Origin of the sequence: Halocynthiibacter sp. SDUM655004 (genome assembly GCF_026015885.1) — a bacterium.
Classification (GTDB): Bacteria; Pseudomonadota; Alphaproteobacteria; order Rhodobacterales; family Rhodobacteraceae; genus Falsihalocynthiibacter; species Falsihalocynthiibacter halioticoli.
Map to the genome: position 1 here is coordinate 864,927 of NZ_JAPDUG010000002.1, position 23,809 is coordinate 888,735.

Annotated in this window: 23 protein-coding genes; 12 read left to right on the plus strand and 11 right to left on the minus strand. The window is 53.3% G+C overall.

Features of this window, described 5'->3' with window-relative positions; translation table 11 throughout:
* Positions 1-22 precede the first annotated feature (22 nt).
* From N9C89_RS11810 to ptsP, 3 genes are all read left to right on the plus strand, one after another.
* Entirely contained in the window at positions 23-475 is a 453-nt protein-coding gene (locus tag N9C89_RS11810; protein WP_263954087.1) for a DUF1178 family protein, read from the plus strand.
* Positions 476-598: 123 nt separating this feature from the next.
* Complete coding sequence (locus N9C89_RS11815) at positions 599-1,837, plus strand: aspartate kinase (RefSeq protein WP_263954088.1); 1,239 nt, start codon at positions 599-601, stop codon at positions 1,835-1,837.
* A gap of 26 nt (positions 1,838-1,863) precedes the next feature.
* A complete protein-coding gene (gene ptsP, locus N9C89_RS11820; protein ID WP_263954089.1) occupies positions 1,864-4,116 on the plus strand; it encodes a phosphoenolpyruvate--protein phosphotransferase in 2,253 nt (750 codons plus the stop codon).
* 569 nt (positions 4,117-4,685) lie between these two features.
* Here the strand turns inward: ptsP and N9C89_RS11825 are convergent.
* Entirely contained in the window at positions 4,686-5,174 is a 489-nt protein-coding gene (locus tag N9C89_RS11825; RefSeq protein WP_263954090.1) for a GNAT family N-acetyltransferase, read from the minus strand.
* Between the two features lie 75 nt (positions 5,175-5,249).
* Here N9C89_RS11825 and N9C89_RS11830 point away from each other — a divergent pair, with 75 nt between their 5' ends.
* Genes N9C89_RS11830 through N9C89_RS11840 form a run of 3 tightly spaced genes read left to right on the plus strand, consistent with a single transcriptional unit; the run spans position 5,250 to position 7,320 of the window.
* Complete coding sequence (locus N9C89_RS11830) at positions 5,250-5,855, plus strand: flavin reductase family protein (protein WP_263954091.1); 606 nt, start codon at positions 5,250-5,252, stop codon at positions 5,853-5,855.
* Positions 5,856-5,858: 3 nt separating this feature from the next.
* On the plus strand, positions 5,859-6,740 hold the full coding sequence (locus N9C89_RS11835; protein WP_263954093.1) for an S-methyl-5'-thioadenosine phosphorylase: 882 nt from the start codon (positions 5,859-5,861) through the stop codon (positions 6,738-6,740).
* A gap of 43 nt (positions 6,741-6,783) precedes the next feature.
* On the plus strand, positions 6,784-7,320 hold the full coding sequence (locus N9C89_RS11840; protein WP_263954094.1) for an adenine phosphoribosyltransferase: 537 nt from the start codon (positions 6,784-6,786) through the stop codon (positions 7,318-7,320).
* Between the two features lie 114 nt (positions 7,321-7,434).
* Here the strand turns inward: N9C89_RS11840 and N9C89_RS11845 are convergent, their stop codons facing one another.
* From N9C89_RS11845 to coxB, 10 genes are all read right to left on the minus strand, one after another.
* Positions 7,435-8,844, minus strand: coding sequence for an FAD-binding oxidoreductase (locus N9C89_RS11845; protein ID WP_263954095.1), 1,410 nt, complete (start codon positions 8,842-8,844; stop codon positions 7,435-7,437).
* Positions 8,845-8,851: 7 nt separating this feature from the next.
* Positions 8,852-9,436, minus strand: coding sequence for a GNAT family N-acetyltransferase (locus tag N9C89_RS11850; RefSeq protein WP_263954096.1), 585 nt, complete (start codon positions 9,434-9,436; stop codon positions 8,852-8,854).
* Entirely contained in the window at positions 9,436-10,698 is a 1,263-nt protein-coding gene (locus tag N9C89_RS11855; protein ID WP_263954097.1) for a M16 family metallopeptidase, read from the minus strand. The genes N9C89_RS11850 and N9C89_RS11855 overlap by 1 nt, the downstream gene beginning before the upstream one ends.
* A complete protein-coding gene (gene thrC, locus N9C89_RS11860; RefSeq protein ID WP_263954098.1) occupies positions 10,695-12,080 on the minus strand; it encodes a threonine synthase in 1,386 nt (461 codons plus the stop codon). Before thrC ends, N9C89_RS11855 begins: the two co-directional genes overlap by 4 nt.
* Positions 12,081-12,089: 9 nt before the next feature.
* Positions 12,090-12,767, minus strand: a complete 678-nt coding sequence (locus N9C89_RS11865; RefSeq protein ID WP_263954099.1) for an SURF1 family protein — start codon at positions 12,765-12,767, stop codon at positions 12,090-12,092.
* Positions 12,768-12,865: 98 nt separating this feature from the next.
* Entirely contained in the window at positions 12,866-13,666 is an 801-nt protein-coding gene (locus N9C89_RS11870; protein WP_263954100.1) for a cytochrome c oxidase subunit 3, read from the minus strand.
* A 21-nt stretch (positions 13,667-13,687) separates the two neighbouring features.
* Positions 13,688-14,263 carry a cytochrome c oxidase assembly protein gene (locus tag N9C89_RS11875; RefSeq protein ID WP_263954101.1) on the minus strand — a complete coding sequence of 192 codons (576 nt, stop codon included), beginning with the start codon at positions 14,261-14,263 and terminating at the stop codon, positions 13,688-13,690.
* Positions 14,263-14,454, minus strand: coding sequence for a hypothetical protein (locus tag N9C89_RS11880; RefSeq protein ID WP_263954102.1), 192 nt, complete (start codon positions 14,452-14,454; stop codon positions 14,263-14,265). Before N9C89_RS11880 ends, N9C89_RS11875 begins: the two co-directional genes overlap by 1 nt.
* Entirely contained in the window at positions 14,454-15,395 is a 942-nt protein-coding gene (gene cyoE / locus N9C89_RS11885; RefSeq protein ID WP_263954103.1) for a heme o synthase, read from the minus strand. Before cyoE ends, N9C89_RS11880 begins: the two co-directional genes overlap by 1 nt.
* Positions 15,396-15,477: 82 nt before the next feature.
* A complete protein-coding gene (gene coxB / locus N9C89_RS11890) occupies positions 15,478-16,395 on the minus strand; it encodes a cytochrome c oxidase subunit II (RefSeq protein WP_263954104.1) in 918 nt (305 codons plus the stop codon).
* Between the two features lie 181 nt (positions 16,396-16,576).
* Between coxB and tldD the strand changes: the two genes are divergently transcribed.
* The 6 genes from tldD to N9C89_RS11920 all read left to right on the plus strand — a co-directional run bounded on the left by tldD (position 16,577) and on the right by N9C89_RS11920 (position 23,750).
* Entirely contained in the window at positions 16,577-17,998 is a 1,422-nt protein-coding gene (gene tldD / locus N9C89_RS11895; protein ID WP_263954105.1) for a metalloprotease TldD, read from the plus strand.
* A 66-nt stretch (positions 17,999-18,064) separates the two neighbouring features.
* Positions 18,065-19,231, plus strand: coding sequence for a DNA-processing protein DprA (gene dprA, locus N9C89_RS11900; protein ID WP_263954106.1), 1,167 nt, complete (start codon positions 18,065-18,067; stop codon positions 19,229-19,231).
* An 86-nt stretch (positions 19,232-19,317) separates the two neighbouring features.
* Positions 19,318-22,011, plus strand: coding sequence for a type I DNA topoisomerase (gene topA, locus N9C89_RS11905; protein WP_263954107.1), 2,694 nt, complete (start codon positions 19,318-19,320; stop codon positions 22,009-22,011).
* Between the two features lie 133 nt (positions 22,012-22,144).
* Positions 22,145-22,840: a CoA transferase subunit A gene (locus tag N9C89_RS11910; protein ID WP_263954108.1), complete on the plus strand. Its 696-nt coding sequence runs from the start codon at positions 22,145-22,147 to the stop codon at positions 22,838-22,840.
* A gap of 3 nt (positions 22,841-22,843) precedes the next feature.
* Positions 22,844-23,467, plus strand: a complete 624-nt coding sequence (locus N9C89_RS11915; protein WP_263954110.1) for a CoA transferase subunit B — start codon at positions 22,844-22,846, stop codon at positions 23,465-23,467.
* Positions 23,460-23,750 carry a GNAT family N-acetyltransferase gene (locus tag N9C89_RS11920; protein ID WP_263954111.1) on the plus strand — a complete coding sequence of 97 codons (291 nt, stop codon included), beginning with the start codon at positions 23,460-23,462 and terminating at the stop codon, positions 23,748-23,750. Before N9C89_RS11915 ends, N9C89_RS11920 begins: the two co-directional genes overlap by 8 nt.
* Positions 23,751-23,809 lie beyond the last annotated feature (59 nt).

The window sequence follows — 23,809 nt, forward strand, 5'->3', positions numbered from 1 at the left end:
CACCCAAGATAGGACCCGCTAAATGATCCGCTTTGCCCTGAAATGCAGCAATGAACACAGCTTCGAGAGCTGGTTTCAATCCGGTGCTGCATTTGAAAAGGTTAATGCGTCTGGGATGGTCTCGTGTCCGGATTGCGGCGATACAGAGATCAGCAAAGCGGTTATGGCGCCACGTGTTCAATCGGGGATGGCCAAACGTGCCCCGGAAGCCGACCCAACTGATGCAGCGCCCTCTGCGCAGTCTGCTCCTCCAGCTGATATCGAGAAGCAAATTCGCGAGCTGAAAGCGCATATAGAAGCAACATCAGACTACGTTGGTGATAAGTTTAGCGACGAGGCCCGCGCGATACATGATGGGGATGCGCCGGAGCGCCCTATCTATGGAGAAACTTCGCTGAAAGATGCGAAGTCTTTAATTGATGATGGCATTCCCGTCGCCCCTCTCCCGTTCGTACCGGCGCGAAAAACGAATTAACCGCGATTGGCACTCGAAACGCGCGTTGAATGACCGTTCTTTTGTGCTGTTTGCTCCTTCCCTGCTTGCTCTTGAGACCACTTCCGCCTAAGACACACGCGGTTTAACCAAAAAGGAGCACCCATGCCGCTTTTGGTCATGAAATTCGGGGGCACTTCAGTTGCGACACTCGACCGTATTCGGCGTGCAGCCAAACGCGTCGGCGTAGAGGTTGCGAAGGGCTATGATGTAATCGTTATTGTCTCGGCGATGTCGGGCAAAACGAACGAACTTGTTGGCTGGGTCAAGGAAACGTCACCACTATTTGACGCGCGCGAGTACGACGCGGTGGTGAGTTCCGGCGAGCAGGTAACAGCAGGCCTCATGGCATTGACGCTTCAGGAGATGGACGTTCCTGCACGAAGCTGGCAAGGCTGGCAGGTTCCGGTGCAAACTACATCCGCACATAGCGCCGCGCGCATTGAAGACATCCAGACAGAAAACATCAACGGCAAGTTTGCCGAAGGGATGCGTGTTGCGGTTGTTGCTGGTTTCCAAGGTGTCAGCCCAGAGGGCCGGATTACAACGCTTGGTCGCGGCGGCTCAGACACAACCGCTGTTGCTTTTGCTGCCGCATTTGGCGCAGAGCGCTGCGACATCTATACTGATGTTGACGGTGTTTATACGACTGATCCGCGCATCAGTTCAAAGGCGCGCAAGCTTGACCGGATCGCATTTGAAGAGATGCTTGAACTCGCCAGTCTTGGGGCAAAGGTTCTGCAAACGCGCTCCGTAGAGCTTGCAATGCGCTATAAAGTGAAACTGCGCGTTCTTTCGTCCTTTGACGAACAAACAGATACATCCGGCACTCTAGTGTGCGACGAGGAGGAAATCATGGAAAGCAATGTAGTAGCTGGCGTCGCCTATTCTCGGGACGAAGCGAAGATGACACTTATCTCGGTTGCTGACCGCCCAGGCATTGCCGCCGCGATCTTTGGGCCACTTTCAGAATCAGGCGTAAATGTTGACATGATCGTGCAGAACATCTCCGAAGATGGCCGTACCGACATGACATTTTCGCTCCCAACAGATCAGGTCGCACGTGCTGAAAAAGCAATGGAAGATGCTAAAACATCGGGCAGCATCAATTATCATGACCTCGTCACAGATACAGATGTCGCCAAGGTGAGCGTTGTCGGAATCGGCATGAGAAGCCACACAGGTGTTGCCGCTAAGATGTTTGCTGCTCTCAACGCCGAGGGCATCAATATCAAGGTTATTACAACCTCAGAGATCAAAGTTTCTGTGCTCATAGACCGGAAATATATGGAACTTGCGGTCCAAGCCCTGCATGATGCCTTTGAATTGGAAAAAGTGGCTTAGTTCACAGGCATTACAAAAGGGGCCATATGGCCGACAGCACAGAAAGCGAAAGCCGGAAGCTCCTCGGGCGGCTCAGAGAGGCGTTGGCCGAAGATAGCGAAGGTCAGGAGCGCCTTGATCACATCACCCATCTGATCGCAGATTCGATGGCGACAGAGGTGTGTTCAATCTACCTCTTCCGTGATGACGAGACGCTAGAACTCTGCGCAACCGAAGGGCTGAAAGCTGAAGCGGTTCACCAAACGCGTATGCGACTTGGCGAAGGCCTCGTTGGTCGCGTGGCCAAGAGCGGCTCAGTTGTGAACTCTGCTGATGCGCCAAAAGAGCGTGGCTTCCGCTATATGCCGGAAACCGGCGAGGAAATATACAGCAGTTTCCTTGGTGTCCCGATTCAGCGGCTTGGCGATGCGCTTGGGGTTCTTGTTGTTCAGTCCAGAACCGCCCGCGAATTCTCCGAAGATGAGGTCTATGCGCTCGAGGTCGTTGCGATGGTCCTTGCTGAAATGGCAGAACTCGGTGCCTTTATAGGTGAAGGGGCCGCTCTGTCTGCGCGTCATCAACACCCGGTTATGATACGCGGCGGCGTCGGACAAGAAGGGACAGCCGAAGGGCATGTCTTTCTCCACGAACCACGCGTCGTTGTAACGAACCCGATCGCTGATGACCCTCACGCAGAGCGCGAACGTTTGCACGAAGCCGTTGATACATTGCGAATGTCTGTCGATGAGATGCTCGCAGGCGCGATGACGGGCGACACCGAGCAGGTAAAGGTTCTGGAAGCCTATCGCATGTTTGCCAATTCCAAGGGCTGGATGCGGCGCATGGAAGAAGACATTGCGCGCGGCCTTTCGGCAGAGGCCGCGGTCGAAAAAGAACAAAGCAAAGCGCGCGCGCGCATGAGTCAGGTGCCGGACGCCTATTTGCGCGAACGGCTCCATGATTTGGATGATCTTTCCAACCGTCTTCTGCGTATTTTGACCGGTCAGGGTAAAGACACTGGCGCCGAGATGCCCAGTGATCCCGTATTGGTCGCGCGCAACATAGGCCCCGGAGAGTTGCTCGAATATGGCCGCAGCCTCAAAGGTATAATCCTTGAAGAAGGGTCAGTCGGGAGCCATGCAGCGATTGTCGCTCGTGCGCTCGCAATACCTCTTGTTATCAACGCCGATCGGATTATCACCGAAGCCCTTAACGGTGATCACGTGCTCGTGGATGGCGAACAGGGCATCGTCCATCTTCGCCCCGAAGACAGCATTAAAACTGCTTTCCGCGACAAGATCGCAATGCAGACCACCGCTGCCGAGAAGTATTCCTCGATCCGCGAATTGCCTGCAATTACAAAAGACGGAACAGAGATCAGGCTTTCGATGAATGCCGGTTTGATGGCCGATTTGCCGTCGTTGGAATCATCCGGCGCAAACGGCGTTGGACTGTTTCGCACAGAGCTTCAGTTCCTGATCCGCAACCAAATGCCGAAACGCGGCGAATTGGTTGCCCTGTATCAGCGCGTTCTTGCGGCCGCTGACGGACAGAAAGTTGTTTTCCGCACGCTGGATATCGGCTCAGATAAGGTTCTGCCCTACATGAAGCCTCAAGAAGAGCCGAACCCAGCTATGGGCTGGCGCGCCATACGCCTCGGCCTCGACAAGCCGGGCGTTATGCGCATGCAGCTTCAGGCCTTTATCCGCGCCTGTGCTGGACGGCCATTGTCTGTGATGTTTCCCTTCGTGGCTCAGTTCGATGAATATCGTGTCGCGCGGGCGCTGTTGGAGAAAGAGCTCGAGAACGAAGCCCGCCTCGGTCACATCTTGCCCGAAAGCGTTGAAATTGGAGCAATGTTAGAGACCCCATCTCTCGCTTATGCCCCCACGCAATTCTTCGAGAGTTGTGATTTCATTTCGATTGGCGGTAACGACCTTAAACAATTTTTCTTTGCTGCAGACCGAGAAAACGAGCGCGTTCGCAAGCGATATGATTCACTAAATGTCAGTTTCCTGAGTTTTATTGAGCAAATTGTAGAACGCTGCGAGTCCACAAATACACCTGTGTCTTTCTGCGGCGAGGACGCTGGGCGCCCTCTCGAAGCACTTTGCTTTGCCGCGATGGGGCTGCGCACTCTCTCTATGCGGCCAGCATCAATCGGGCCAATCAAAAGCATGCTTAGAAGCATAAACCTTGCCGAAGCCAAGTCTGTGATTGATGAGGCGCGCAACAGCGGCACCCAGTCCGTGCGTCCCGCGATCGAAGAGTGGCTGCGCGAGCGCGTTGGCGCTGACTAATCAAAAGCTGAGACAAGAAATTGCGATTCGTGGTTAAGGGATTTCTAGTCGCTGTTATCGTTACAGTAGCGGCACTTGCTCTTGGCGTTGGTTGGAAATCCTCGTTTCTCCTATACATCGCAAGTGGTATCGCCATTACGTTAGCATTGGCTTTGTTAGACTTCGCGAAGTCAAAATAAATGTTTAAAACAAGCAACTTAAGTGCCAGTTATTGCACAGCCGCGATTATCCCTTCTTATTGAAGAATAACGCCCTTTGTACGAACATGTCTGAAAATACTTTTCCCGTTAACCGGCCAGAAACGATTATTCGGTAGCTTCGATCACAGTTAAGAATTGCGTATCAGGAGGACGCTTGATGATCGGCTCTGTTGTGATGGGATTTTGTATTGGAAGCATTTCGGCAATTGTGGCTCTGGACGCCGGATTTTCGCTGTCACTCGCGCTGCTCGCCTACTCCGGGACCGGAACAATGACCTATCTGCTGCTTGCCGCGTGCATTTACTTGATTTCAAGACTACGCCGCCCTGCGAGAAACTGGCCGACCGCAACTGATACGGCTCCCAGAATTCAAACCGGCATTTTCTCTACAAGCCCTGCACATTCGTCCCAAGCGCCAGCTTGCAACGCAAGGCCAAGTACACGTTCTGGATTGGTTAATGGCGGCATGATCACCCCATTCAGTCGGGTAAATCCAAACCGTCCATAATACGGTTCGTCCCCCACAAGCATGACCCGCTCCCAGCTTTCATTTGTTGCTTTCTCAAGGCTGGAGCGGATCAGCAAGTCTCCCAAACCTTCGCCCTGCCTCGTCGGATGGACGGCAACTGGCCCCAACAACAACACAGGCTGATTATCAACCTGCACCGGCCAAAACCTGATGGCACCAGCCAGTATGCCCTCTTCATCACGCGCAACAAGTGACAACCCTTCAACGGGCGGCACGCCGTCACGAAACCGATATGAAGTAAGCGCCTCTCGACCCGGTGCAAAGCACAGATCATAGAGCGCTTCCACCTCCCACCAGTCCGATTTTTCCTCGCGGTGCAATTGATACACGCGACTTTCTCCGTTTTTGCTGGCAACGCCCCTAACACGGCGTTACCTCTTGTTCAAATACAAGAAAGGCCTCGCATGTTCTATATCCCAAAAAACGGTCACGGCTTACCGCATAACCCTTTCAACGCGGTTGTAACCCCAAGACCGATTGCGTGGATCTCAACGAGAGATTCCGATGGAAATGAAAACCTTGCCCCCTATTCCTTCTTCAATGCCGTAGCATATGAACCGCCACAGATTATGTTTGCCTCGACAAGCGCCAAACTGGATCGCGATGGAACGAAGGACACTGTTAGCAACATTCGGGAAACAGAGGTCTTCTGTGTAAATATTGTCGCATACGAAATGCGCGATATGATGAATAAAACGTCCGGTGCCTATCCAAAAGAGACCAATGAATTTGAACTGGCGGGCGTTGAAAAATCGGAATGCAGCGAGATCAATGCCCCACGCGTTGCAAACGCTCCCGCAAGCCTAGAATGCAAACTTACGCAAATTGTAAAGCTTCCGGGCGAGGCAAATTTCACAGTATTCGGCGAGGTGGTAGGCGTTCATCTCCGCGACGATTGCATTAAAGATGGTGTGTTTGACGTCACAAGTTTCTCGCCTCTCGCACGGCTTGGATACCGTGATTATTCAAGAGTTGAGAACCTGTTTAGCTTAACGCGGCCGGAGGTTTGATCAATGACACGTGAAACAATGATCGGCGTAATTGGCGGTTCGGGTTTATACGAGATCGATGGCCTGCAAGATGCGAAATGGGTCGAACTTTCAACGCCATGGGGCGCACCAAGCGATGCTATTTTCACAGGCACACTCAACGGTTTACCAATGGCGTTCTTGCCTAGACACGGCAGAGGCCACGTTCATTCGCCAAGTTCCGTTCCCTACCGAGCAAATATCGATGCCTTAAAGCAACTCGGCGTGACTGATATCATTTCGGTTTCAGCTTGCGGTTCGTTTCGCGAAGAGATGGCCCCCGGAGACTTTGTAGTTGTCGACCAATTTATCGACAGAACTTTCGCAAGGGAAAAGAGCTTCTTTGGAGAAGGGTGCGTCGCGCATGTTTCCGTTGCGCATCCAACCTGCAGTCGTTTGTCAGAAGCCTGTTTCGAAGCGGGCAAAGCGCAGGGTGTTAAAATGCATAATGGCGGCACCTACCTTGCAATGGAGGGGCCACAATTCAGCACAATCGCAGAAAGCAAAATGTACCGCGAGAGCTGGGGCTGCGACGTGATTGGCATGACGAATATGCCGGAGGCCAAACTCGCGCGCGAAGCCGAGATATGCTATGCCTCCCTTGCGATGATCACTGATTACGACAGTTGGCATCCAGATCATGGCGAGGTCGACATCACCGATATTATCAAAACATTGATGGGCAACGCAGATAACGCGCGCGGCCTCGTTGCGCGCCTTCCTGAAATTCTAGACGCAAAACGCAACGCTTGCGAGCAAGGTTGCGACAGTGCTCTTGAGCATGCGATCCTGACCGCACCAGAAAAGCGCGACGCCGAACTCGTTGCTAACCTAAATACTGTCGCCGGTAGAGTGCTAAATCGATAACCCGATCACCTTGGCATACCGCCTAAGAAAGAACGGACCCAATATGAGCAAGAAAACAGTTAAAGACTACATTCGCACGATCGTAGATTTCCCCCACGAAGGCATTCTGTTCCGCGATGTTACAACGCTTTTTGCAGACCCGCGCGGTTTTCGCATGGCCGTCGACCAAATGCTGCACCCCTATGCTGGCCTACAGATCGACAAGGTTGTTGGCCTCGAAGCTCGCGGCTTTATTCTTGGGGGAGCCATTGCTCACCAACTTTCGGTTGGTTTTGTTCCAGTTCGCAAAAAAGGCAAACTGCCTGGTCGGACAATCTCACAAGAATACACGCTGGAATACGGTGAAGCCATTGTGGAACTCCACGAGGACGCCATCCAGCCAGGGGAGAAAATCCTACTCGTTGATGACCTCCTTGCAACCGGCGGAACCGCCGAAGCTGGCATCAAACTTATTGAGCGGCTTGGCGGAGAGATTATCAGTTGTTCATTTGTTATCGATCTTCCTGACCTTGGCGGCCGGAAGCGGCTTGAGGCCATGGGGATGGAAGTATTGAGCTTGTGTGAATTCGAAGGGCTTTGATCGCCAACAAATTGGTAGGAAACTGATCTAGCAGGTACATTCCAGTTATGAATTGGAGGTTTTTTGCAAGAGCCAAAAGGGCGCCCCTCACCTCCGATGGGGCGCCCGTTTCCTTTAGCGCAGCACCGCACCCGGATTCATAATTCCATTGGGATCCAGCGAAGCTTTGATTGCACGCATTGCGGAAAGTTTCGCCGCGTCCCCATAGATTTCGAGGGTTTCGGCCTTTAGCCGCCCAACACCATGCTCTGCGGAGAATGAACCGCCCTTTGAGGCTACCAACTCATTCACGACCGTCTGGATTTCCTGCCGTAGATCTGCATATTCATCCCGGCTTTTTCCTTTCGCGGGAAATACATTGAAATGCAGGTTTCCATCACCAAGATGCCCAAAACAATTCAATCTGATATTGCCAAGGGCTTCGAGTTTTCGACGCCCTTCATCAATAAAGTTGGCGATTTCGCTTAACGGCAATGAAACGTCATTCGACACAATGGAACCAATGCGCTTGTTTGCCTGAGGAATACGCTCTCGAACTGCCCAGAACTGCTCGCGCTGTGTGGCGTTTTGCGCAACGAGCCCATCCAGAACGACTCCACGTTCCATGCCATCTTCAAAAATATGAAGCAACAATTCGCTGCAATCCTGAGAACCGATCACGCCCAAGTCTAACAGAACGAGCCATTCCGGCAGATCTTCGAACGGCTGCCGGACTTCAGGAAGAGTTTCGCGCAAAAATTCCAGTCCAACGCGATGCATGAGTTCAAACGCAGACACATCATTACCAGCAACACGCCGAGACAGGTTTAGCAACTCAAGTGCGGCATCAGGCGATGGCACAGTAAATAGCGCGGTGCCGTAGTTTTGCGGACGTGGGAACAGCTTCAGAGCGGCCGCCGTAATAACCCCGAGGCTGCCTTCGGAACCGATAAGAAGATTTCGCAGGTCATACCCCGTGTTATCTTTGCGCAGCCGCGTCAAACCATTCCAGATTTGCCCGTCCGGCAGAACAGCTTCCAGACCCAAACAGAGATCACGCGTATTACCATATCTCAGAACGTTTAGGCCGCCCGCATTCGTTGCCAAATTTCCGCCGATGCCGCACGAGCCTTCTGAAGCAAGTGATAAAGGAAATAGTAGCCCCTTTTCCTCGGCGGCCTCTTGAACATTTTGCAAGATCGCCCCCGCTTCCGCGATGATGACGTTCTCCTCTGCATGGACGTTTCGGATTGCGTTCATGCGTTCAAGCGACAGGATTAGAGGAACTGGCCCATCCGGGCAAACCTGCCCGCCAACAAGCCCCGTTCCGCCCCCATACGGCACAACACCGACCCGTGCTTGGTTGCACGCAGCAACGATAATAGAAACTTCTTTGGTTGATTTCGGCTTTGCAACAAAACCAGGTTGTCCAAAGTACCTACCGCGTGGTTCTTCGAGATAACGGTTATCGGCAGGCTGAATCGTCCCTTTTGGAAGCTGGCTTTCCAGCGTCTCAACAAATGCCGCATCCAAGGAATTCAACATGGTTTTGCTACCTAACGTCGGTTTTTCCGCGCCTATCGCGTCTCAGATTGGCGTAAAGAACATGATTTCTCCAGCGCCCAGAAATCTGCAGATAGCTTTGCGCGACACCTTCATATTTGAAGCCGGATTTTTCAAGGACACCACGCGAAGCTGTGTTTTCAGGCAGGCATGCGGCCTCAAGCCGTGAAATATCGAGAACTGTGAAGGCATAGTGCGTCACAGCTTGGATCGCTTCTCGCATGTAACCGTTGCGAGCGTGGCGCTCTCCGATCCAATACCCCAAGGTACCCGCTTGCGAAGGTCCTCTACGAATATTGTCTAGCGTCAGCGCACCAAGCAACTCACCGCTATGGCGCTCTGTCAGGAATAGCGGGAGCGCGCTACCGCTCACAGTTGATCGCTGTGCCCAGTACACACGGTTAGTAAACGATTTGCGTGACAGATGATCACTCGACCAGAGCGGCTCCCACGGGATCAGAAACGCGCGGCTTTCGTTTCGCAGCGTTGACCAAGCCCGATAATCACTATGCAGCGGCAAGCGCAGTGTCATGCGCTCAGTTTCAATCAGAACCTTTTTCCGCCGCACAAACATCAGCCAACCAATCGCTCGCGCAACTCCTGAACCGAGACAGATGTTGCTTTTGGCCCGTATGTGGCCATAGAGATTCTAGCGTCAGCGGACATTTTAGCAGCCATCTCGCGCACGCCCATATGCGTAACGGCATCAACTTTCTCAACCGTTTCTTCTAGCGACGGAACTCGCCCCCAGATAGAAACCAATCGCGCAAGCCGTTCGGCGCGGCTGCTCGGGCTTTCTAGCCCCATTAGCATGCCTGCTTTCATTTGAGCGCGAGCGCGAGCGACCTCTTTTTCTGACATGTCATCCGCCGCGCGTTTGACTTCGTCCACCGCAAGGCAAGCAAGCTCAGCCAATTGATCACCACTGGTGCCCGCATAGATCGTTGTCGTGCCGCCATCGGAAAACGCCCCTGCTTGGGCGAAGATTGTATAGCAGAGCCCGCGCTTTTCGCGCACCTCTTGAAACAGTCGCGATGACATTCCACCGCCAAGTGCCGATGCCAAAATCTGGCTCGTGTAAATGTCATCGTTTCGATATCCGGGGCCGTCAAAGCACATTGCAAAATGCGCTTGCTCCAACTGTTTCTCGACCCGATGCTCACCGCCAATGAAACTTGCTGGTGCCTCTGCTGGCCGCGCACCTTTTGCAAGACCGCCAAACAGAGCCTCGGCCGCCTTTACCAGCGCATCATGATCAACGTCACCCGCAGCAGATAATATCAAGTTCTCCGGTCCGTAGTGCTCCGATACAAACTCAGAAAGGTCGCTGCTTTGAAAAGAGCTAACATTCTCTGCTGGGCCAAGGATTGTGCGCCCGATTGGCTGGTCGGGATAGGTTGCACCTTGCAGCCAATCAAAAACAACATCATCCGGCGTGTCGAGCGCCTGTCCGATTTCCTGAAGAATAACACCGCGCTCTGTTTCAAGCTCTGCGGCTTCAAAGGTCGGGTTGAGCAAGATATCCGAAATAACATCAAGGCCAAGCGGCACATCCTGACCAAGGACGCGCACGTAATACGCCGTCATCTCGCGGCTCGTGTAGGCATTGATATAGCCGCCAACATCTTCGATGGCTTCCGCGATCTGAAGCGCGCTACGCGACTTGGTTCCCTTGAAAGCCATATGTTCAAGGAAATGCGCGATACCGTTTTGCTCAAGACGTTCGTGGCGTCCGCCGGCAGCAACCCAAATTCCGACGCTTGCGGACTTCAGTCCCGGCATATTTTCGGAGACGATCCGAAACCCGTTATTCAGGGTCGTTACTTGGCTGGTCAACGTGCGCGCCTTTCGTGAACGAGCTTTTTCAGGGCATCGAGATCGTTGGGAACGCGCGTGACGCGTTCGGGTTTATCAGCCATCTCCGCCATATGTGGGGGCAGATCTGGATAGTGCCCACAGGCGGCGATGACCGCATCCGGGAACTTTGCCGGATGCGCGGTCGAGAGAGTGATCATCGGAACATCGCTTAGGTGCTCTTTGGCAACCTTAACGGCCACAGCGGTGTGTGGGCATAGAATTTCGCCCGTTGTCCGCTCCATATCCCTGATGGTGTCTGCGCACTCCTCTTCCGAGGCGCGACCCGACGTGAATGTTTCGCGAAGCTGCTCTAGCGCGCCTTGGGATATCTTGAAGCTGCCGGACTTCAATTCTTCCATCAGCTGCGCAATTGCGCCACCGTCACGGCCGTACATATCGAACAAGGCGCGCTCAAAGTTGCTGGACACTTGGATGTCCATACTTGGGCTCATGCTCGGGATTGTTTCGGCCTTTGCGTATTCTCCGGTTTCGAGTGTGCGATGCAGAATATCGTTCTGGTTGGTCGCGATCACCAATTCACGCACCGGAAGGCCCATCTTCTTGGCAATGTACCCAGCAAAAATATCGCCGAAGTTGCCAGTTGGAACTGTGAACGAAACCTCGCGATGCGGCGCACCGAGCGAAACGGCGGAGGAAAAATAATATACGACCTGAGCCAGGACGCGGGCCCAGTTGATAGAGTTCACACCTGCCAGTCCTACACCATCTCGGAATTCGAAATCATTGAACATGTCCTTAAGGCGCGCCTGACAGTCGTCAAAGTCGCCATCCATCGCTAGGGCATGAACGTTTGCATCTTCCGGCGTTGTCATCTGTTTGCGCTGGATGTCGCTGACACGGCCGTGTGGAAACAAGATAAAGACATCCACGTTAGACAGGCCACGGAATGCTTCAATCGCCGCAGAACCGGTATCACCAGAGGTTGCGCCAACAATGGTTACGCGTTTGTTCGCGCGCATAAGAGAGGCTTGAAACAACTGGCCAATAAGTTGCATCGCGAAGTCTTTGAATGCCAATGTCGGGCCGTGAAACAGTTCCAGAAGGAAATGATTGGGGCCAAGCTGAACAAGCGGCGCTCTGGCCTCATGGCGGAACCCTTCATAGGCGCGGGCAATGATTGCTTTGAATTCTTCATCTGTGAACGCATCGCCAATGAACGGGCGCATCACGATAAAAGCAATCTCTTCATATGACTTGCCTGCTAGACCAGCGATATCTTCTGGTGACATTACCGGAATCTCGGCGGGAACGTACAATCCTCCGTCGCGGGCCAGACCTGTCATCATGGCTTCTTCAAAACTCAAGCTGGGCGCTGTGCCCCGTGTCGATACATATTTCATAGTCTGCCTCTAAACGGTTCTCTGCCTGATACGCCACAGAAAGAACGCTGTCATCCCAAACCATACAATTGCCAACCCAAACCACGTTAAAACATATTCAAGGTGGCGATTTGGTATGCCCGAAGAATCAACAGGAAAGGGTGTGGTTACCAAGTTTGGCTCTGTGCTGCTGCGTTGGACAAGCAGGACGGGTTCGGTATCAAGTGCTTTTGCCATTGCCGGAATGTCCCGTCCGAACCAAACGCCAGCATCTAAGTCCGGCGGAGGCGTTGACGATTGCATCTCATCTGGCCAGAGCAGGTTGCCCGTGATTTCTGCTGCAACAACCGGTCGTGGCGCATCTTTGGCAGGAATAGCAACAAAGCCACGATCAAGCAGGATGCGCCGTCCGTTCTCTAGGGTGAATTCCGAGATGATGCGGTACCCTGCCCCGATCTTTTGCACCGATGCCAAAACAGTGATTTCGCGCGGTCCGACAGTTCCAGCGGCCTTGACCGGTAAATACTGATCGCGATCTTCATTCGGCACCTCTGGAACTGACACGGGATCGGCGAGAATTGTCGCGTCGATTTTGGCCAATTCCTCGGTTTTCTCGTCAAGTCGATCAAGCTGCCAAAAACCCAGCGAACATAAAATCAGGGTTCCGACAATTCCGAATATAAGCGGCAAGATATACTTGCGGTTCATAAAGCTCTTCTCTCCAAGTAAAAAGGCGCGGAACAGTTCCCGCGCCTTTACTATTCTTTATCACACGACACAAAGCGCGTAGGTGCGAACGGCTCCTATTAGCCGCCCCAGACGTAAACAGCCGCAAACAGGAACAGCCAAACAACGTCAACAAAGTGCCAGTACCAAGCCGCAGCTTCTAGGCCCACGTGCGCTTCGGGTGTGAACGCGCCGCGCATCGCACGGATCAAACAAACTGCGAGGAAGATGGTTCCGATCACAACGTGGAAGCCGTGGAAGCCTGTCGCCATGAAGAAGTTGGCTCCATAGATGTTGCCGGAGAACCCGAATGCAGCGTGGCTGTATTCGTAGATCTGGAACATTGTGAAGAACACACCGAGGATGATCGAAATCGCAAGGCCATTGATCAGGTCTTTGCGGTTGTTCTCATGAGCAATCGCGTGGTGCGCCCATGTACACGCAGCACCAGAGCAGAGCAGAATCAGCGTGTTGATCAGCGGCAGGTGCCATGGATCGAATGTTTCAATGCCTGCTGGCGGCCAAACGCCGTCAACGGCTGGGGATTCTGGCCCCATGGGATAGATGGCGTGCTTGAAGAAGCTCCAGAACCACGCTGCAAAGAACATGATTTCAGACATGATGAACATGATAACGCCGTAGCGCAGACCGATTTTCACGACAGGTGTGTGATCACCTTCGTTCGCTTCGGTGATTACGTCGCTCCACCATTCAAACATCACATAGAGAACACCGGCGAGGCCAATCAGGAACATGAAGGGCGTGATACCCTGCATCCAGATAACCGCGCCGAAGAGCATGATGAAGCCCGAAACGGCACCGGCCAGAGGCCAGATTGACGGCGGTAGAATGTGATAGTCGTGGTTTTTTGCGTGTGCCATATAGGATCCCCTGTTTGGGACTTAGTTAACATCAGCCTTTGGTGTGGTCGAGAGGCTCGCCACATCTTTAGGCAGTTCGGTTTCATAAAACGTATAGGATAGGGTTATGTGATGCACGTATTTTGCATCTCTATCCGAAACGATTTCGGGATCGACGTAAAAGCTCACCGGCATCATAACGGTTTCACCCGGTTCGAGCACTTGTTCGGTAAAGCAAAAACAGTCGATTTTCGTGAAAAAGCCACCCGCTTCATAGGGGGCAACATTGTAGGTCGCAGACCCAGCAACACGGCGGTCCGTCGGGTTGTGCGCTTCGTAAAAGGCAAGACCGGTTTCGCCGATGTTGATCTCCATCTGTCGAACAACAGGCTTGAAGGTCCATGGCATATCGCGGTCTAGCGAAGCATCAAAACGAACGGTGATTGTTTGGTCGAGGACTTCGTCGGACCCAACAGCTGACACAGAAGTTGTGCCGCCAAATCCAGTAACCCTACAGAACCAGTCATAGAATGGCACAGACGCCCAAGCTAGCGAGCCCATCGTAAAGACGACGGCGAATGCTTGTAGCGCGGTTTTATGTGTCGATTTCATCGCCATCAGTTGCCAGAGTCCTGTGTTTCAAGGGATGGGCGAGCGGTATGGTCAAACGCCTCCACAGGTTCTCCGCGCTGAACTTTTGCAAGCGTCAGCCAAAAGACAATAGCAACGAAAGCAAAAAGCGAGAGGCCAAGACCTACGTTCCGACCAAGTCGGCGATAGTGCATTTCATGTTCAACTTTGGGCGCCATCAGAAACCTCCCCAAGTCACGCCCAGAGCCGATTGCAAGAGCAGTGCCGTGAAATGCAGGAATAGGTAATAAAGCGATAGTTTAAAGAACTTACGCTCCGCCAGATACTTGTCAGCTTGGGCCTCATCTTCGTCACGGCGCCAGATTTTAATGGCTCCGCGGATGAACAACAGATTCAAGACAAGTGAAACTGCGAAATAGATCGGCCCACCGATAGATGTGAAGCTCGTCGCAAGCGCGACAGGCGCAAGTAAAAGCGTATAAACCAGAATGTGTTTACGCGTAGATTTGCGGCCATGCGTTACAGTGAGCATCGGCACTTCGGCTTTGGTGTAGTCGTCATTCATGAACAGCGCGAGCGCCCAGAAGTGTGGAGGTGTCCACATGAACGTAAGCGCAAACATCAGAATGCTTTCAATCGAAACTCCACCGGTCGCAACGGCCCACCCGATCATTGGAGGGAAAGCACCAGCGGCGCCACCAATCACGATGTTCTGTGGCGTCCAGCGCTTGAGCCACATGGTATAGATGACCACGTAGAAAAAGATCGTAAACGCCAGGAGCAGTCCGGCAACAATATTTGCAGCAAGCGCAAGCATGACAACCGAAATGCCGGACAGCGCGATACCAAAGCCCAGCGCCTCGCCTTCTGCAATTTTACCTGCCGGAATGGGGCGCTTCTGCGTGCGCTTCATGATCCGGTCAATATCTGCGTCCCACCACATGTTGAGCGCGCCAGAAGCACCGCCACCAAGTGCGATAAACAAGATCGACGTAAACGCCACAAACGGATGAACCGGATTGGGTGCAACCAGAATCCCGACCAAGGCCGTGAAAACCACAAGCGACATTACGCGCGGCTTCAAAAGCGCAACGAAATCGCGGAAACCTGCATCACCAGCAGGTGTGGTTACATTTGATTGTAGGCTTGCGTCGCTCATGCTGGCCCTATCGAGGTCGGATCATCAAAAAAACGGACGTGGCCCCGATATTAGGAGCCACACCCTTCTCAAAGAACTGCCGTTACTTGGATGCCAGTGTGAGTGGCGTATCCAGACCTGCATATTCCTCTTTGGCGTCAACCAGCCAGTTTTGGTAAGCTTCTTCGCTTACAACTTTGACTGTGATTGGCATGTAGCTGTGGTCCTTGCCGCAAAGCTCGGAACACTGACCAAAGTAAACGCCCTCTTTCTCAGCAGTGAACCAAAGTTCAGCCAGGCGACCAGGTACGCCATCTTGCTTCACACCGAACGCCGGGATTGCCCAGCTGTGGATCACGTCGGCACCAGTAACTTGAATTACGATTGTTTTGCCAACCGGAATAACGAGAGCTGTGTCCGTCGCAAGAAGGAAGTCCTCGCTTGCATAGCCATTACGCTCCAGAAGCGCGTCCATATCTGCGCTGCGAACGAATGGCTCCACGCCATCATCGTCGTCGGTAAGCGTTGCAGGGTGACCAAGCATGTATGAGTCAAAGCCAAACTCATGGTCGACATACTCATAACCCCAGTACCATTGGTAACCAGTTGCCTTGATTGTTACGTCAGCCGTTGGAATTGTCTGTTGCTTGAACAGAACCGGCAGCGAGAACGCACCGATGAATACGAGAATCAAAATCGGGATCAGCGTCCAAGCAACTTCGAGCGGCGAGTTATGTGTGAACGTCGCAGGCTTCGGGTTTGTTTTGGAATTATAGCGAATCATAATCCAGATAATCAGCGCGGTCACAAAAATGACGATCGCGGTGATGATCACGAGGATCATGTTGTCTAGACCCTGAAGATCGCGGGCCAGCTCAGTTGCGGCGGGTTGGAAGCCAAGCGATTTTTCTGTGGGCTTACCGATAACCTCTAGGTTTCCCAACGAATCTTGCGCGTTTGCTGCGCCTGCTGCTGCCAGCGCAATCGCTGAAAGGCCTGAAATCTTGGTCAAAAATCGCATAGTCATTTCCTGTTCGCACAAAGCAGATTTGCTCTGCTCACATCTTACTCCCGCCCAAACGGTCGGAATCCCATTGTCTTTGCTGCGCCAAAAACCATATTAGACGCAACAGAACAAGCATCTTTCCACGTGGCTTTGAACCACCATGTCGCTTTTATGCGTCAATTACCGGAGTTTTTCTATGTCAAATACGCGTTTTCGCCCTTTTGAAACCTCGTTGGACATCGACTCAACTCTGGGAATTCTCAAGGAAACTTGTGCAGGAGCGGATGATGGCGAACTATTTCTCGAGCGAAAGAGTTCGGAGGCCATCGTATTTGATGATGGGCGGGTAAAAACTGCGAGTTATGACGCAAGCGAAGGATTTGGATTACGCGCTGTACGTGGCGAGACATCCGGCTATGCGCATTCCACCGAAATGACCGAATCCGCAATTCGGAGAGCATCAGAGACAGCTCGCCTAGCTGTTGGTGACGGAGGTGGCGCTATGGCCCCTGCGCCAAAACAGACCAACCGCAAACTTTATAGCGACGATGATCCCATCGCGCAGGCTGCTTTTCCTGTTAAAATTGATCTGCTCAAGGAAATTGATGCTTTCACACGCGGGCTCGACAAGCGCGTTATTCAAGTTTCTGCAACCCTTGCTGCGTCCATGCAAGAAGTTGAAATCCTCCGCCCCGATGGGCATCACGTGCGCGATGCCCGCCCGATGAGTCGTTTGAATATCAGCGTCATAGTCGAGGAAAACGGTCGTCGCGAAAGCGGAGGCATGGGTGGCGGCGGGCGCGCTTCGCTCTCTGGACTCTTGGAAACCGAGCACTGGCAGTCTGTCGCTCGTGAAGCTTTGCGTATTGCGCTTGTTAACCTTCGTGCGGTCCCTGCCCCTGCGGGTGTTATGGACATTGTCCTTGGCTCTGGCTGGCCTGGGATCCTGCTGCATGAAGCTGTCGGGCATGGCCTCGAAGGAGACTTTAACCGCAAGGGAAGCTCCGCCTTTTCCGGCCTCGTGGGGCAGCAGGTCGCGGCCAAAGGTGTGACGGTCCTTGATGATGGAACTATTCCAGATCGGCGCGGCTCTATTACCTTCGATGATGAGGGCACGCCCAGCGGCAAAAACGTTCTGATCGAGGACGGCGTGCTGGTTGGCTATATGCAAGACCGACAAAACGCGCGGCTTATGGGCGTTCCAGAAACGGGCAATGGTCGTCGCGAAAGCTATGCTCACACGCCGATGCCGCGTATGACCAACACATATATGCTTGGCGGAGACAGCGCCCCAAGCGACATTGTCGCGGACCTAAAAGACGGAATTTATGCAGTCGGGTTTGGCGGCGGACAGGTTGATATCACCTCTGGTAAGTTTGTGTTTTCCTGCACTGAAGCCTACCGCGTCAAAAACGGAGTGGTCGGTGAGCCCGTCAAAGGCGCGACACTCATTGGCGACGGCCCCACGGCCATGAAGAAAATCCGCGCGATTGGCAATGATATGAAGCTCGATCCGGGTATCGGGAATTGTGGGAAAGCCGGACAATGGGTGCCGGTTGGCGTCGGACAGCCAACGCTCATGATCGGGGGGATAACTGTGGGCGGCTCGGCGGCCTAGAAGGTATTTTTAGAATGCCTGCGGAAATGTTCACCATTCATTAACCATCGTGGTCCTAATGTCGGGATGCAAACCGACGGAGCCATGATGGACGAAGACAGCGTTTCCTCTTTGACACCCCTCACCCCACCCACTTCAGAGGATGCGCGGTTGTCATGGCTCCGTCTTTTGCGTTCACGCAGGGTCGGCATTTCGACGTTCTATCGATTGATGCAGGAGAACGAGACAGCCGAGCGTGCGCTTGAGGTCTTGCCAGAGGTAGCGCGCGCTGCAGGAGTTACCGACTACGCAATTGCGCCACTGAAAGACATCGAGAACGAGTTTGCTGCGGCGCGCAAAGCCGGTGCGCGAATGATCTGCAGAGGAGAAGCCGACTATCCCAAGGAATTGGCAAACATCGCCGATGCTCCTCCACTATTCTGGGCAATTGGCGATATCTCTCTGCTTAAACGGCCCAAAATTGGCATTGTCGGCGCCCGAAATGCATCTTCGCTCGGAGAGCGCATGGCGCGAAAGCTGTCCGAGGGGCTTTCGCAGCAAGGGCTGATTGTTGTTTCCGGGCTTGCCCGCGGCATAGACGCCGCCTGTCATAAAGCGGCGCTTGAAGGCGGAACAATCGCGGTTCAGGCTGGTGGTGTGGATAAAATCTATCCCAAAGAAAACACCGAATTGTTCTGGGAGATTGGCGCAAAAGGCCTCCGCATATCAGAAGATCCGATTGGAGTAGCACCGCAAGCGAGGCATTTTCCGAAACGGAACCGCATAATCTCGGGGCTATCCATCGGGCTTGTTGTTGTAGAAGCGGCGGCGCGATCCGGAACTTTAATCACAGCTAGAAACGCTTTGGATCAAGGGCGCGAAGTTATGGCCGTTCCGGGACACCCCTTTGACGCGCGCGCCACAGGGAGCAATATGCTAATTCGCGATGGCGCAGCTCTTATCCGAAATGTCGATGATATACTTGAGCAAGTTGCTGATGCTTTGGAAGAGCCAATGACTGTGGCGGAACAAGCCGAACCAGATGAACAATCTTGCACACAAAACACAATCGCGGAAAGCGCCGATCTCCACCGTCAAATTCTCGAGCGACTCGGACCAAGCCCCCTTGCCGAAGACCAACTCATTCGCGACCTAGCGCAGCCAGCCCACCACGTCACGGCAGAACTCGTTTCGCTGGAGGTTGAGGGACGAATTGAGCGTGCTCCAGGGGGGTATTTGATGCGCGTGGGGTAATTCATACTTAACTGTGCATTGACAATTCACTCGAAGCACCCACATCTTGCGCCGCCATATGCTCCCTGTGAGTCGAGAGGAATTTTATGCCCGTCGTCGTTGTCGAATCTCCGGCTAAAGCCAAGACAATTAACAAATATCTAGGTGACGATTACACCGTACTCGCGAGCTATGGTCACGTAAGGGACCTTCCGCCAAAAGACGGTTCAGTTGATCCAGACTCCGATTTCGACATGAAATGGGAAGTTGGCTACGACAGTCGTAAACACGTCAAAGCAATCGCCGATGCGCTTGCCGACGATAACGAACTGATCCTCGCAACCGACCCTGATCGCGAGGGAGAAGCGATTTCTTGGCACCTTCAAGAAGCCTTGACCAAACGCAAAGCGATCAAGAAAACAACGCCTGTTAGCCGTGTTGTTTTTAACGCGATTACAAAATCCGCCATCACCGAAGCAATGGAACATCCACGCCAAGTTGATGCGCCACTCGTCGAAGCTTATCTCGCACGTCGTGCGTTGGATTACCTTGTGGGCTTCAACCTTTCGCCGGTGCTTTGGCGCAAACTGCCCGGCGCCAAATCGGCTGGGCGTGTTCAATCTGTCTGCTTGCGCCTAATCGTTGAGCGCGAACAGGAAATTGAGGCCTTTGATCCGCGCGAGTACTGGAGCGTTAAAGCAATGCTCGCCACGCCGCGCGGGCAAGAGTTCGAAGCACGCCTAACAGTTCTTGGTGGCAAGAAGCTCGACAAATTTGACCTTGCGAATGCAACGGCTGCGGAATTGGCGGTTCAGGCAGTTCATAGCCGTGCGCTTTCGGTTCAACGTGTTGAGGCAAAACCAGCAAACCGCAGCCCCTCTGCGCCGTTTATGACATCGACTTTGCAGCAGGAAGCGAGCCGCAAGTTCGGATTTGGTGCACGCCAGACAATGAGCACTGCGCAACGCCTCTATGAAGCTGGTTACATCACATATATGCGTACCGACGGTATCGATATGGCGCCCGAAGCAGTCGCGGCGGCACGAGATGCAATCGTTGAACGCTATGGCGACAAGTATATTCCGTCCGAGCCTCGCGTTTATAAGAACAAAGCGAAAAATGCGCAGGAAGCACACGAGTGTATCCGCCCGACCGATATGAAACTCGATGCCGGCCAACTTGCCAAGCTCGAAGCAGATCAGCGGAAACTCTATGATCTGATCTGGAAGCGGACACTCGCAAGCCAGATGGCCGGCGCTAAACTTGAACGCACGACTGTCGATATCGGGAGCGAGGACGAACAGGTCATGCTTCGTTCGACCGGACAAGTCGTCGTATTTGACGGCTTTATGAAGGTTTACACCGAAGGCCGTGATGACGTTGATGACGAAGACGAAAAGCGTCTGCCGCAAATCGCCGAGGGCGATGCAACCAAGCTCGTAAACGCGGGCCTCGAAACAGATTTTGCCAAAGGTGAGAAATCCGACAGCAAGATCACTGCACCAGCCGTTGAGGGCATGCGTCGCAACGCGGGGGCTATCCTAACAGACGATGGCGCAGTTCTGGGGCAGCAGCATTTCACCCAGCCTCCTCCCCGCTTCACAGAAGCGACGCTCGTGAAGCGCATGGAAGAGCTCGGAATCGGGCGCCCGTCTACATACGCAAGCATCGTCACCACCATTCAGGACCGTGAGTATGTTCGCAAAGAGAAGAACCGGCTCATTCCGGAGGACAAAGGGCGGATTGTTACGGTTTTCTTAACGAACTATTTCCGCAAATACGTTGGATACGATTTCACAGCCGGCCTTGAGGCCGAGCTAGACGATGTATCTGCAGGCGATCGGGACTACAAAGAAGTCCTCCGCCAATTCTGGAAAGATTTCTCAGCCGCAATTGGCGAAACGAGCGAGCTGCGCATCTCCGAGGTGCTCGACACCCTCGACGATGTTCTTGCGCCAACCCTCTATCCGCCACGTGAGGATGGATCGGATCCACGCACCTGCCCTCTTTGCGGCGAAGGAAAACTGCACCTGAAGACTTCGAAATCCGGCGGTTTTGTCGGTTGTGGTAACTATCCTGAGTGCCGTTACACGCGACCAATCGGTGGCGAAGGCGACGCGAGCGGTGACCGTGTTCTTGGTATGGATGGTGATGACGAGATCAGCCTGCGCTCTGGCCGTTTTGGTCCATATGTTCAGCGTGGCGAGGTTACCGAAGACAACAATAAGCCACCCCGCGCGAGTCTACCGAAAACATGGGCGCCGGACGCGATGACGCTTGAAAAAGCGTTGATGCTGCTCTCGCTACCTCGCGAGATTGGCCCTCATCCGGAAGACGGTGAGATGGTTGAATCCAGCATTGGACGGTATGGCCCCTATGTGAAGCACGGGCGGGTCTACGCAAATATTCCCGATGTTGACGAAGTGTTCACGATTGGCATGAACCGCGCTGTTGAAGTTTTGGCGCAAAAAGCTGCAAAGACCGGCCGCGGTGCGGCAGCCAAACCGCTCAAGGAGCTTGGCGAGCATCCAGATGAAGGCGGTCCGGTAAACGTTATGGAAGGTCGATACGGCCCCTACGTGAAGTGGGCCAAAATCAACGCGACTATTCCAAAAGACGTAGAACCAGCCGACGTCACGATGGAGCAAGCAGTTCAGTGGATCGCCGAAAAGGCCGCGAAAAAAGGTGGTCGAAAAAAGGCGGCGAAGAAACCTGCAGCCAAGAAAACGACAGCTAAAAAAGCGCCCGCGAAGAAAAAGCCGGCAGCGAAAAAGAAAACCAAAGACGATAGCGACAGTTAACCGCTGTAACGCTAGAATTTTGATTGGGCCGCGTCAGGAAACTGGCGCGGCCTTTTTCTGCAATGCAGCAAAGTGATTGACACTGTGAAGGACTCCGTCAAATATCACGCGAGATAGCTTGCAGGAGGAAAACATGAAGAAGATTTACGGCTCAGCAGCGGAGGCCCTTGATGGCTTGCTGTTTGACGGGATGTTCATCGCAGCGGGCGGTTTTGGCCTTTGCGGCATTCCAGAACTTTTGCTGGGCGCGGTTCGCGACGCAGGCACCAAAGACCTTACCTTTGCGAGCAACAACGCGGGTGTAGATGATTTTGGCATTGGCATCCTCCTCCAAACGAAGCAGGTCAAAAAGATGATCAGCTCCTATGTGGGTGAAAACGCGGAATTCATGCGCCAGTATCTTTCTGGTGAGCTTGAACTTGAGTTCAACCCACAGGGCACACTCGCGGAACGGATGCGCGCGGGTGGCTGCGGAATCCCTGGCTTCTATACAAAAACGGGCGTGGGAACCGTGATTGCGGAAGGCAAAGAGCACAAAGAGTTCCGCGGCGAGACATATATCCTGGAAGAAGGCATTTTTGCCGATCTAGCTTTGGTGAAGGCCTGGAAGGCCGACGAAACAGGCAACCTTGTCTTCCGGAAGACCGCGCGCAATTTCAACCCACCAGCTGCAATGTGCGGGAAAGTCTGTGTTGTTGAAGTGGAAGAGATCGTGCCAACGGGCAGCCTTGATCCGGATTCCATTCACTTGCCGGGTATCTACGTGCATCGCCTGATTCAGGGTGAACACGAAAAACGTATTGAGCAACGTACAGTGCGGGAGGCCTAAAACATGTGGGATCGCAATCAAATGGCGGCACGCGCCGCACAAGAACTGCAAGACGGTTGGTATGTGAATCTCGGAATCGGCATCCCAACGCTCGTTTCAAACCACATTCCAGATGGGATTGAGGTAACGCTTCAGAGTGAGAACGGAATGCTTGGCATGGGCCCCTTCCCTATTGCAGGCGAAGAGGATGCAGACCTCATCAATGCTGGTAAGCAAACCATCACGGAACTTCCCCAAACAGCCTATTTCGACAGCGCACAGAGCTTCGGAATGATCCGAGGTGGAAAGATCGCAATGGCGATTCTCGGCGCAATGGAAGTCGCCGAAAACGGTGATCTTGCAAACTGGATGATCCCCGGAAAGCTTGTCAAAGGAATGGGCGGCGCGATGGACCTTGTTGCTGGCGTGGGCCGCGTTGTTGTTGTGATGGATCACACAAGCAAGCACGGCGACAGCAAGCTCTTAAAGGAATGCACCCTTCCGTTGACTGGTAAGAACGTGGTGGATCGCATCATCACAAACCTTGGCGTGTTTGACGTTGTCGAAGGTGGGCTAAAGCTTGTGGAACTTGCGGACGGCGTAACAGAAGAAGAGGTTCGCGCTTCGACTGAGGCAACTCTTGTCTGAAATCGAAATAAGACTTGAAACAACTGGAAACCGCGGCCGCTACGTGGTTTCCAGACCTGATGGTATTGCTGAACTAACGTTTTCTTTGCTGTCTGATGGCAAGATACTGGCTGACCATACCTTGGTCCCTGCGGAGTGGCGCGGACAGGGCGTCGCGCTAAAGCTGGTCGAACGCCTGGTAGAAAATGCGCGCACTGACGGAAGAAAGATCATTCCTCAGTGTTCCTATGTTGCCGCACAGGCCCAAAAACATCCCGAATGGGCGGATGTATTTGTGCAATAGTCGATCAAGTTTTCGGGCATCAACACCGTAGGTTCACAATCCTGCCTGAATTTCATTTT

Coding starts and splice junctions, on each gene's coding strand:
- N9C89_RS11810 (WP_263954087.1), top strand. CDS start 23: ATGATCCGCTTTGCCCTGAAATGCAGCAATGAACACAGCTTCGAGAGC.
- N9C89_RS11815 (WP_263954088.1), top strand. CDS start 599: ATGCCGCTTTTGGTCATGAAATTCGGGGGCACTTCAGTTGCGACACTC.
- ptsP (WP_263954089.1), top strand. CDS start 1,864: ATGGCCGACAGCACAGAAAGCGAAAGCCGGAAGCTCCTCGGGCGGCTC.
- N9C89_RS11830 (WP_263954091.1), top strand. CDS start 5,250: ATGTTCTATATCCCAAAAAACGGTCACGGCTTACCGCATAACCCTTTC.
- N9C89_RS11835 (WP_263954093.1), top strand. CDS start 5,859: ATGACACGTGAAACAATGATCGGCGTAATTGGCGGTTCGGGTTTATAC.
- N9C89_RS11840 (WP_263954094.1), top strand. CDS start 6,784: ATGAGCAAGAAAACAGTTAAAGACTACATTCGCACGATCGTAGATTTC.
- N9C89_RS11845 (WP_263954095.1), bottom strand. CDS start 8,844: ATGTTGAATTCCTTGGATGCGGCATTTGTTGAGACGCTGGAAAGCCAG.
- N9C89_RS11850 (WP_263954096.1), bottom strand. CDS start 9,436: ATGTTTGTGCGGCGGAAAAAGGTTCTGATTGAAACTGAGCGCATGACA.
- thrC (WP_263954098.1), bottom strand. CDS start 12,080: ATGAAATATGTATCGACACGGGGCACAGCGCCCAGCTTGAGTTTTGAA.
- N9C89_RS11865 (WP_263954099.1), bottom strand. CDS start 12,767: ATGAACCGCAAGTATATCTTGCCGCTTATATTCGGAATTGTCGGAACC.
- N9C89_RS11870 (WP_263954100.1), bottom strand. CDS start 13,666: ATGGCACACGCAAAAAACCACGACTATCACATTCTACCGCCGTCAATC.
- N9C89_RS11875 (WP_263954101.1), bottom strand. CDS start 14,263: ATGGCGATGAAATCGACACATAAAACCGCGCTACAAGCATTCGCCGTC.
- N9C89_RS11880 (WP_263954102.1), bottom strand. CDS start 14,454: ATGGCGCCCAAAGTTGAACATGAAATGCACTATCGCCGACTTGGTCGG.
- cyoE (WP_263954103.1), bottom strand. CDS start 15,395: ATGAGCGACGCAAGCCTACAATCAAATGTAACCACACCTGCTGGTGAT.
- coxB (WP_263954104.1), bottom strand. CDS start 16,395: ATGCGATTTTTGACCAAGATTTCAGGCCTTTCAGCGATTGCGCTGGCA.
- tldD (WP_263954105.1), top strand. CDS start 16,577: ATGTCAAATACGCGTTTTCGCCCTTTTGAAACCTCGTTGGACATCGAC.
- dprA (WP_263954106.1), top strand. CDS start 18,065: ATGCAAACCGACGGAGCCATGATGGACGAAGACAGCGTTTCCTCTTTG.
- topA (WP_263954107.1), top strand. CDS start 19,318: ATGCCCGTCGTCGTTGTCGAATCTCCGGCTAAAGCCAAGACAATTAAC.
- N9C89_RS11910 (WP_263954108.1), top strand. CDS start 22,145: ATGAAGAAGATTTACGGCTCAGCAGCGGAGGCCCTTGATGGCTTGCTG.
- N9C89_RS11915 (WP_263954110.1), top strand. CDS start 22,844: ATGTGGGATCGCAATCAAATGGCGGCACGCGCCGCACAAGAACTGCAA.